At 68.8% G+C, this 8,996-nt stretch carries 10 protein-coding genes and 1 pseudogene; 4 read left to right on the top strand and 7 right to left on the bottom strand.

Annotated elements, in window-relative coordinates; all coding sequences use genetic code 11:
- From AC1DVI_RS31570 to AC1DVI_RS31555, 4 genes are all read left to right on the top strand, one after another.
- Positions 1–467, top strand: a 467-nt coding sequence (locus tag AC1DVI_RS31570; protein WP_476961343.1) for a phosphopyruvate hydratase family protein, incomplete at its 5' end; no start/stop codon positions are given.
- Between the two features lie 38 nt (positions 468–505).
- Positions 506–682, top strand: a complete 177-nt coding sequence (locus tag AC1DVI_RS31565) for a hypothetical protein (protein ID WP_174436502.1) — start codon at positions 506–508, stop codon at positions 680–682.
- Positions 679–2,151: a bifunctional enoyl-CoA hydratase/phosphate acetyltransferase gene (locus tag AC1DVI_RS31560; RefSeq protein ID WP_476961342.1), complete on the top strand. Its 1,473-nt coding sequence runs from the start codon at positions 679–681 to the stop codon at positions 2,149–2,151. The genes AC1DVI_RS31565 and AC1DVI_RS31560 overlap by 4 nt, the downstream gene beginning before the upstream one ends.
- A 10-nt stretch (positions 2,152–2,161) precedes the next feature.
- On the top strand, positions 2,162–3,379 hold the full coding sequence (locus tag AC1DVI_RS31555; RefSeq protein WP_476961341.1) for an acetate/propionate family kinase: 1,218 nt from the start codon (positions 2,162–2,164) through the stop codon (positions 3,377–3,379).
- 9 nt (positions 3,380–3,388) lie between these two features.
- On the opposite strand, the gene AC1DVI_RS31550 is transcribed toward AC1DVI_RS31555, so the two are convergent.
- The 7 genes and pseudogenes from AC1DVI_RS31550 to AC1DVI_RS31520 all read right to left on the bottom strand — a co-directional run.
- Positions 3,389–4,156, bottom strand: a complete 768-nt coding sequence (locus tag AC1DVI_RS31550) for an alpha/beta fold hydrolase (RefSeq protein WP_476961340.1) — start codon at positions 4,154–4,156, stop codon at positions 3,389–3,391.
- Positions 4,157–4,451: 295 nt separating this feature from the next.
- The gene (gene kduD, locus AC1DVI_RS31545; protein WP_476961339.1) at positions 4,452–5,216 is read right to left on the bottom strand and encodes a 2-dehydro-3-deoxy-D-gluconate 5-dehydrogenase KduD; all 765 of its coding nucleotides are present in this window, start codon (positions 5,214–5,216) and stop codon (positions 4,452–4,454) included.
- Between the two features lie 31 nt (positions 5,217–5,247).
- On the bottom strand, positions 5,248–6,084 hold the full coding sequence (kduI, locus tag AC1DVI_RS31540; protein ID WP_079285396.1) for a 5-dehydro-4-deoxy-D-glucuronate isomerase: 837 nt from the start codon (positions 6,082–6,084) through the stop codon (positions 5,248–5,250).
- Positions 6,085–6,141: 57 nt separating this feature from the next.
- A complete protein-coding gene (locus AC1DVI_RS31535; protein ID WP_476961338.1) occupies positions 6,142–6,894 on the bottom strand; it encodes a GntR family transcriptional regulator in 753 nt (250 codons plus the stop codon).
- A 137-nt stretch (positions 6,895–7,031) separates the two neighbouring features.
- A complete protein-coding gene (kdgT, locus tag AC1DVI_RS31530) occupies positions 7,032–8,066 on the bottom strand; it encodes a 2-keto-3-deoxygluconate transporter (RefSeq protein WP_476961337.1) in 1,035 nt (344 codons plus the stop codon).
- Between the two features lie 205 nt (positions 8,067–8,271).
- A complete protein-coding gene (locus AC1DVI_RS31525; RefSeq protein WP_476961336.1) occupies positions 8,272–8,643 on the bottom strand; it encodes a hypothetical protein in 372 nt (123 codons plus the stop codon).
- A 197-nt stretch (positions 8,644–8,840) separates the two neighbouring features.
- A pseudogene (locus AC1DVI_RS31520) lies at positions 8,841–8,996 on the bottom strand (erythrose-4-phosphate dehydrogenase); the annotation flags it as partial.

Here is an 8,996-nt window from a genome sequence, read left to right as displayed (position 1 = left end):
ACTGGGCCGATCTGGTCGGCCGCTACCCGATCATCTCGATCGAGGACGGCATGGCCGAGGACGATTGGGAGGGCTGGAAGGCGCTGACCGACGCCATCGGCAACAAGGTGCAGCTGGTCGGCGACGACCTGTTCGTGACCAACCCGGTGCGTCTGGCCGACGGCATCCGGAAGGGCGTCGGTAACTCGATCCTGGTCAAGGTCAACCAGATCGGCACGCTGTCGGAGACGCTGGAAGCTGTCGACATGGCGCACAAGGCCGGCTACACGGCGGTGCTGTCGCACCGTTCGGGCGAGACCGAGGACAGCACCATCGCCGATCTGGCGGTCGCCACCAACTGCGGCCAGATCAAGACCGGCTCGCTGTCGCGCTCCGACCGGCTGGCCAAGTACAACCAGCTCATCCGCATCGAGGAAATGCTCGGCGTGGCGTCCCGCTTCGCCGGACGCGGCATCCTCAAGGCATAACGGCCCAGCGGAAGGCGGCTGCGGCAAAGTGTCCGGTGATGCCGGATTTGCTGCGCCGCACCGCCTTTTCCGCTAATATATCAGTACACAAAAAGACGCTCGCAGAAGAAGACGGCAAGACGCGCTTCTCCTTTCAGCAAGGCGCGCGCCGGGAGGGATCGGCTGAAACGGGCAGCATCATGCCTTTTTCTCTTATCCGGAGTGTTCTGCAATGACTGCCAATGGTGAAACCAGCGGCGACTCCCACGCGGTCCCGATCGAGAACGTCACCTTCGACGAGATCGTGGTCGGGCAGTCCGCCAGCATCGCGCGGCAACTGACCGTGATGGACGTCGAGCTGTTCGCCACCGTCTCCGGCAACATCGATCCGGTTCATCTGGACGCGAAATTCGCCGCCGACAGCCGCTTTCAAAAGGTGATCGGCCACGGCATGTGGTCCGGCGCGCTGATTTCCGGCGTGCTGGGGACCCGGCTGCCCGGCGCCGGCACCGTCTACGCCGGCCAGGACCTGCGCTTCCGCCGCCCGGTCGGGCTGGGCGACGTCGTCACCGCCACCGTGACCGTCCGCGAGAAGCAGGCCGACAAGAACATCGTCGTCTTCGACTGCCTGTGCACCAACCAGGACGGCGAGGTCGTGGTGACCGGGACCGCCGAGGTGGTGGCGCCGACCCGCAAGGTCCGCCGCGCCGCCCACGCGCTGCCGCAGATCCAGATGATCCGCCACGACAAGCACGACGCGCTGCTGCGCAAGTGCGACGGGCTGGAGCCGGTCGCCACGGCGGTCGCCCATCCCTGCGACGAAAGCTCGCTGAAGGGTGCGGTGGAGGCGGCGGAAGCCGGTTTGATCGACCCCATCCTGATCGGCCCGGCGGCGAAGATCCGCGCGCTGGCCGCCGCCCACGGTCTGGACATCGCCCGCTATCGTCTGGTCGATGTAGAGCACAGCCACGCCGCTGCGGCGGCGGCCGTCGCCCTGGCCCGCTCCGGCGAGGCCGAGGCGGTGATGAAGGGCAGCCTGCACACCGACGAGCTGATGGCCGAGGTCGTCCGCAAGGAAACCGGCCTGCGCACCAGCCGCCGCATCAGCCACGTCTTCGTGATGAACGTGCCGACCTACCCGCGGGCGCTTCTCATCACCGACGCGGCGATCAACATCTACCCGACGCTGGAAGACAAGGTCCACATCGTCCAGAACGCCATCGATCTCGCCAAGGTCCTGGGCGTCGAGACGCCGCGCGTCGCCATCCTGTCGGCGGTCGAAACGCTCAACCCGAAGATCGCCACCACACTGGAAGCGGCCGCGCTGTGCAAGATGGCCGACCGCGGTCAGATCACCGGCGGCATTCTCGACGGCCCGCTGGCCTTCGACAACGCCATCAGCGCCGAGGCCGCGCGCATCAAGGGCATCAAATCCCCCGTCTCCGGACAGGCCGACATCCTGCTCGTCCCCGATCTGGAAGCCGGCAACATGCTGGCCAAACAGCTCTCCTTCCTCGCCAACGCCGACGCCGCGGGCATCGTTCTCGGCGCGCGGGTTCCGGTCATCCTGACCAGCCGCGCCGACAACGTCCGCACCCGCCTCGCCTCCTGCGCCGTGGCGGCGCTGGTGGCCGCCGCGCGCCGTCCCGCCCTCGCGCTCAACGCCACTGCCGCTCCCTTGGCCGCCCCCCTGGCTGCGGAGTGAGGATCACACCATGTCGCACCGTGACGCCTGTCTCGTCATCAACGCGGGCTCCTCCAGCCTGAAATTCTCCGTCTTCTGCGGCGCCGGAAGGAGCGATCTGGAGGCCGTCCTGACCGGCCAGATCTCCGGCATCGGCACCGCCCCGCGCTTCGAGGCTAAGGACGCGGCCCGCCACGTCCTGGCCGACGGCATCCTGGACGAGGTCGGTCCCGGCGACCGCGCCGGGCTGCTCGGCTTCCTGCTGACCTGGATGCGGCACGAGCTGCGGGACGTGCGGCTGGTCGCCGCCGGCCACCGGGTCGTGCATGGCGGCACCCGCTTCGACGCGCCGGTCCGGCTGACCCCGGCGGTGCTGGCGGAACTGGAGGCCCTGGTGCCGCTGGCCCCGCTGCACCAGCCGCACAACATCGCGGCGATGACCGCGCTGGCCGAGGTCTATCCGGAGCTGCCGCAGGTCGCCTGCTTCGACACCGCCTTCCACAGCACGCGGCCCTGGCAGGCCCAGATGTTCGCCCTGCCGCGCGAGCTGACCGACGAGGGCGTGCGCCGCTACGGCTTCCACGGCCTGTCCTACGAGTACATCGCCCAGCGCCTGCCGCAGATCGCCCCGGAGCTGGCCGAGGCCCGCGTCGTCGTCTGCCATCTCGGCAGCGGGTCCAGCCTGTGCGGCATGCGCGCGGGCCGCAGCGTCGACACCACCATGGGCTTCACCGCGCTGGACGGCCTGCCGATGGGCACGCGCCCCGGCGTCCTCGACCCCGGCGTGCTGATCTATCTGATGCGGGAGAAGGGCATGGGACCCGACGAGCTGGAGCGGCTGCTCTACCACAAGTCCGGCCTGCTCGGCGTCTCCGGTGTCTCCAACGACATGCGCGCCCTGCTGGACAGCGAGAACCCGCAGGCGGCGGAGGCCGTGGAGCTGTTCTGCTTCCAGGTCGCCAAGCAGGCGGCGGGGCTGGCGGCCGCCATGGGCGGGCTGGACGCGGTGGTCTTCACCGCCGGCGTCGGCGAGAACTCCGCCCCGGTGCGGGCGCGGGTGGCGGAGAAGCTGGGCTGGCTCGGCGTCCATCTCGACGGGGCGGCGAACCGCGCCCGCGCCACGCGCATCTCCGCCGCCGACAGCCGCGTCCCGGTCTTCGTCATCCCCACCGACGAGGAGCGGATGATCGCCAGCCACACGCTGGCCATCCTGGCGCGGAACGCGGTGCTGTCACCCCTGGCGGCCTGAGCGGACGCCTCAAAGCCCGCTTAGAAAACTCCGGATCGCATCGAGGACGAGCGTTTCCCGCTCGCGGTGCGGCACATGGCCGGTGTCGGGGAGAAGCCTTGCGGCTCCCCGCCCGGCCGCGATGCGTTCGGGGTGGGCGGCGGAGCCGTACTCGTCGCGGTCGCCATGCAAGGCCAGAACCGGGCAGCGCACCGCCGTCAGGGCCCGGTCCAGGGTCCAGTCGGCGAAACCGGGCGACAGCCACGTTTCCGTCCAGGCGTCCAGAACCCACCGGGCCTTGCCGCCGTGATACCGCGCCAGACGCGCCACGTTGGCGGGGGCCTGGAAGTCGCGCTTGGCGTCGCGGATGCCGGCGAGGGTCCTCTCTTCCACGAAGGCCTGCGCGGCGATGGTCACGAGGGCGCGGCATCGCTCCGGAAAGCGCGCCGCCGTCTCGACGGCCATGCCGCCCCCGACGCTGTGCCCGCAGGCGACGAACTCCGTCACGCCGAGCTGGTCGCACAGCGGGGGGATGCTGTCCCGCGCCTCCGCGGCGACGAAATCCAGGGCGAGCTGCCCCGGATGGCCGTCCGAACGCCCGAAGCCGAGCCGGTCGTAGGCGATGACGCGGCGGCTCGTCTCGGCGGCCAGCCGCTGCGGGAAGCCGCGCCATAAGTCCACACTGCCGAGGGAATCGTGGAAGAGAATGATCGGCACGGCGCTGGCGGCTTCCGGAGTCCAGCTCTTCGCGAAGAGGGCGCCTTTCGCGGTCCGGATCGTCCATTCCGTTTCGGTCACGGGAGCTTCGTTTGGCGTCGGCATGGCGGGTGGCGTTGTGGTCCTGGGGACATCCGTTATGCCGTGAAGCGCCGAGCAACGCTCGTGGAAACATATTGAAGGCGCTTTTGCCCCCACCCTAACCCTCCCCCGCTGCGCAGGGGAGGGGACTGCCGCCGCCTCGCGGAAATCTCCCTCCCCTGCGACAGCGGGGGAGGGCCGGGGTGGGGGCAAGGCCGCGGCCGAACCGCCACACGAAAAAGCCGGACGCCATCGCTGGCGCCCGGCTTCGTCACTCAAACGGAACCACCCCGCCTCAGCGGGCGAGCCAGCCGCCGTCCACCGGCAGGACCGTGCCATGGACATAGTCCGACGCGTCGGAGGCCAGGAACACCGCCGGGCCGCCCATGTCGGACGGAACGCTCCAGCGGCCCGCCGGGATGCGGCCGAGGATCTCCGCGCTGCGCTGCTCGTCGGCGCGGATCGCCGCCGTGTTGTTGGTCGCGACGTAACCCGGCGCGATGGCGTTCACGTTGATGCCCTTGCCCGCCCATTCGTTGGCGAGCAGGCGGGTGATGCCGGCGACGCCGCTCTTGGAGGCGGTGTAGGAGGGCACGCGGATGCCGCCCTGGAAGGACAGCATGGACGCGATGTTGATGATCTTGCCCTTGCGGCCCTGGCCGATGGCGTAGCGGCCGAAGGCCTGGCAGAGGAAGAACACCGTCTTGATGTTGATGTTCATCACGAGGTCCCAGTCGGCCTCGGTGAAGTCCACGGCGTCGGCGCGGCGGATCAGCCCGGCGTTGTTGACCAGGATGTCCAGCCCGCCGAAGGTGCCCACCACCTCCTCCACCAAGCCCTGCACCGGGGCGATGCTGGTCAGGTCGGCGGACATGCCGTGGAACTTGCGGCCGGCGGCCTCCACCAGGGACCTGGTTTCGTCCAGCGGCACCACGTCCACGGCGGCGATGTCGGCGCCGGCCTGGGCCAGCGCCACGGCGATGCCCTGGCCGATGCCGGTGTGGGCGCCGGTCACCAGGGCGACCTTGCCGGTGAGATCGAAGGAATGTGCCTGAGCCATTGTCTTGGTCCTTATTCTTGGCTTGCGGGGATCAGCGCAGGTCTTCCATGGGGATGAAGTCCATGTCGGTGAAGTCCTGATTGTCGCCGGCCATGGCCCAGATGAAGGTGTAGTTGCGCGTGCCGACGCCGGAATGGATCGACCAGCTGGGCGAGATCACCGCCTGCTCGTTGGCGACGACGACGTGGCGCGTCTCGGACGGCTCACCCATGAAGTGGAAGACGCGGGCCGGCTCCGGCAGGTCGAAGTAGAAATAGACCTCGCAGCGGCGGTCGTGCGTGTGGCACGGCATCGTGTTCCACATGTTGTTCGGCTTCAGCACGGTCATGCCGAGCACGAGCTGCGCGGTGCGGCAGACGTCCGGGTGGATCATCTGGTAGATGGTGCGTTCGTTCGACTGGGCCGGGTCGCCCATATGCACGGCCTTGGCCTGCGCGATGGAGATCTTCATCGTCTCGAAGCGGGCGTGGGCCGGGGCGCTGTTCAGGTAGAACTTCGCCGGGTTGGCCGGGTCCAGGCTCTCGAAGCGGACGTCCAGGCTGCCCATGGTGATGTAGAGGCAGTCGCGCGGGGCCAGCTCGAACACCGCGCCGTCCACCGTGATGCGGCCCGGGCCGCCGACGTTGACGGCGCCCAGCTCGCGCCGGTCGAGGAAGTTGGCCGAGCCGATGGCCTTGGCCGATTCCAGCTTCAGCGGGCCGGACACCGGCATGGCGCCGCCGACCACGAAGCGGTCGATGTGGCTGTAGGTCAGGACGATGTCGTCCGCCTCGAAGATGGACGGGACGAGGAAATGGTCGCGCAGCTTGGTGGTGTCGTAGTTGCGGACGTCATCCTGGTGTGACGCGTGGCGGACGGTGATCTTCATGGCGGTATCCTCGTTTGTGTTTTTCGGGGCCGGTGGCGGCCAATTCAGGGGGCCAAATCAGGGACCAGTGAAGAAGAACGGGTTCGCCCCCTGGGCCTGGGGGATCGAGGTCAGCAGGCCGTCGAGGTGGACGGCCATGCGGTCGGCGGCCAGCGCCGGGTCGGCGTCGGCGATGGCGTCCACGATCGCCGCGTGCTCGGCCAGCACATGGGTGAGGCGCCCCGGCTCCGGCAGGGTCAGGCGGCGGTAGCGGTCCACCTGCACCTTCACCTGCTGCGCCATGCTCCACAGGCCGGGGTAGCCGGCGATCTCGGCGATCAGGGCGTGGAACCGCTCGTCGGCCTCGTGGAAGGCGTTGAGGTCGCCGTCCTCCACCATCTCCTGCTGGAGCAGCAGATTGGCGCGCAGGCCGGCGATCTGGCTGCCGGTGGCGCGCTGCGCCGCGTAGCGGACGGCGGTGCCCTCCAGCGAGGTGCGGATGACGATGGCCTCCGGCAGGGCGTTGACCGGGATGCGGGCGACGAAGGTGCCGACCTGCGGGAAGATCTCGATCAGCCCCTCGTCGGCCAGCCGTTGCAGCGCCTCGCGCACCGGGGTGCGGCTGACGCCGAAGGCTTCGGCGATGTGCTTCTCGACGATGGGTTCGCCCGGATTGCGGCGCATCTCCACGATCTCGGCGCGCAGCGACCGGTGGATCGCCGCCATGGTGGAGGCGCCCCGCGCCGGCCCGCGGGAGGGCTTCACCGCGCCCCGCTGGGTGGCGGAACGGTCATTGTTGGCGTCGGGCGTCGGGGTGGTCGGCATGTCCATGGCTGCACCTGTTGCGCCGGCTCGGCCGGTCCTAAGGGAGCATATTAGTATATCAGTGCCGCGGTGCAAGCCGGAAATCGCGGGGTCCGCAATCTCCGGCTTTCGTCCGGGGTGGGGCGGCGTTCAGCCGGGCGCCGTCATTCGGCGGGGGCGGGCTGGACCGGCAGGACTGCTGTGTGGGCGCTCTCTTGGGTGGCCTTCTGGGCGGCCAGATAGCGCGGGGAGAGGACGCCGAACCGGCGGGCCCACCAGGCGGTCAGGATCGGGGTGAGCAGCGAGGTGACGACGACGCTGGTGGCGACCAGGGCGGTGGCGGCCGGGGCGCTCGGCGCGAAGCTCGGCTCGATGGAGGCGATGATCGGCGGGACCGTCACGGCCGCACCGGCGGTGGAGGCGGCACCGATGCCGGCGGTGCCGTTGCCCTTGGCCAGCAGGATGTCGGCGACGACCAGCGTGAAGCCGGTGACGGCGATGACCGACAGGCCGAGGACGATGCCGAGCAGGCCGGTGTTCAGGATGACCGCGAAGTTCAGGTTGTTGCCGAGCGCGAAGGCGAAGAAGGGCACCATCACCGGCACGGCTTGGCCGAAGAACTTGCGGAAGTCCTGGTCGAGGTTGCCGAGCGCGAAGCCGATCAGGAAGGGCAGCAGGGCGCCGACCATGGTCTGCCAGGGGAAGGCGGCCAGACCGGCCAGACCCAGCGTCGCCATCGTCATGAAGGGGCCGGATTCCAGGCACATCAGGCAGAAGGCGCCGGATTCCTCCTTGGTGCCGTACTGCTGCATCAGCGCCATGTACATGCCGCCGTTGGTGTCGTTCATGGCGGCGATGATCGCCAGCACCGACAGGCCGGTGAAGAAGCCCGAGGAGACGCCTTCGTGCGGGATGAACCAGGAGGCGACGATGCCCATGGTGGCGGCGGTGAGGATCTTGACGGTGACGAGCACGCCGCTCTTGCGCAGGACCAGCGGGGTGGCCTTCAGGCTGATGCTGGCGCCGATGCAGAAGAACCAGACGGAGAGGATCGGCAGGGTGCCGGTGATCAGGCCGTTGGTGAAGGACCCGAAGAACTTGCCCGTGTTCGGCGCGAAGGTGTTCAGGCAGGCGCCGAGGAACAGGGGAAGGATCATCATCCCGCCGGGAATGCGGTCGATCCTGGATTTGATGTTCATAGTCGGTACTCCTGGGGCGGTCCGACTGGGCCGTCGATGAAATGTCTGGGAAAAGTCCGGGGTGGTGGCTGCCGGTTGCGGCGCATGGAGGGGGAGCGTGCCGCGCATCCCCTGCGGGGCGGCGCCGGTCCGGTGGCCTTCGGGCCTGTCCAAGGATCGCGCCGCCGATGGAGTGGATACTAGTATATTAGCGTTGCGGGGCAAGTCAGGAGAACTGCGTACCCCGTCGGATGACACTCTGTCGCACATTCTGCGGCGGTGGTTTGGCGGTGCCGTTCCCGTGCGCCGGGAAACCCGGCTCCGTATCGGAAAGCGCAAGCGTGGCAACGGCTTGCAGCGCCTCGTGGACGCGGTGGTAGGCGGCCTCGATGCGTTGGGCGGCCTGTTCGCCACCGGCCGATCGGGCGGTTTCCCGGAAGAGGGCGAGGGCGGTGCGGCCGAACGCTTCGAAGCGCACTTGCAGGCCGTGATCGTCCAAGGCGAAGACCGGCGTGGTCAGAAAGGCCCGCCGCAGGGCGTCGGCGTCGCGCTCCAGGGCGGCGATGCGCTCGGTCGGCAGGTCGGAGGTCCGGGGCATGCCACGGCTCCTTCAAAGGGTGTTTTCAAAAAGCGGAGTTTGAAAACTGGTATTTTAGTTTTTGGCATTGGAAACCGCGTTGCCCCCACCCTAACCCTCTCCCGCTGCGCAGGGGAGGGAACTGCCGCCGCTTCGCAACAATCTCCCTCCCCTGCGCAGCGGGGGAGGGCCGGGGTGGGGGCAATACGGCTCCGTCCTTACTTGGCGTTGGCCATGGCGACGGCGGTGTCGCTCATGCGGTTGGAGAAGCCCCACTCGTTGTCGTACCAGGTCATGATGCGGACGAAGTTGCCGTCGATGACCTTGGTCTCGTTCAGCGCGAAGATCGAGCTGTGCGGGTCGTGGTTGAAGTC

Source organism: Azospirillum sp. P4_B5, assembly GCF_056402275.1.
Note: the sequence above shows the minus strand (reverse complement) of the source record. Positions and strands in the feature narration are given on the sequence as shown.

Excerpts from the sequence above, each read along its gene's own strand:
- AC1DVI_RS31565 (WP_174436502.1), top strand. The coding sequence starts at position 506 with ATGCCGGATTTGCTGCGCCGCACCGCCTTTTCCGCTAATATATCAGTA.
- AC1DVI_RS31560 (WP_476961342.1), top strand. The coding sequence starts at position 679 with ATGACTGCCAATGGTGAAACCAGCGGCGACTCCCACGCGGTCCCGATC.
- AC1DVI_RS31555 (WP_476961341.1), top strand. The coding sequence starts at position 2,162 with ATGTCGCACCGTGACGCCTGTCTCGTCATCAACGCGGGCTCCTCCAGC.
- kduD (WP_476961339.1), bottom strand. The coding sequence starts at position 5,216 with ATGGCTCAGGCACATTCCTTCGATCTCACCGGCAAGGTCGCCCTGGTG.
- kduI (WP_079285396.1), bottom strand. The coding sequence starts at position 6,084 with ATGAAGATCACCGTCCGCCACGCGTCACACCAGGATGACGTCCGCAAC.
- AC1DVI_RS31535 (WP_476961338.1), bottom strand. The coding sequence starts at position 6,894 with ATGGACATGCCGACCACCCCGACGCCCGACGCCAACAATGACCGTTCC.
- kdgT (WP_476961337.1), bottom strand. The coding sequence starts at position 8,066 with ATGAACATCAAATCCAGGATCGACCGCATTCCCGGCGGGATGATGATC.
- AC1DVI_RS31525 (WP_476961336.1), bottom strand. The coding sequence starts at position 8,643 with ATGCCCCGGACCTCCGACCTGCCGACCGAGCGCATCGCCGCCCTGGAG.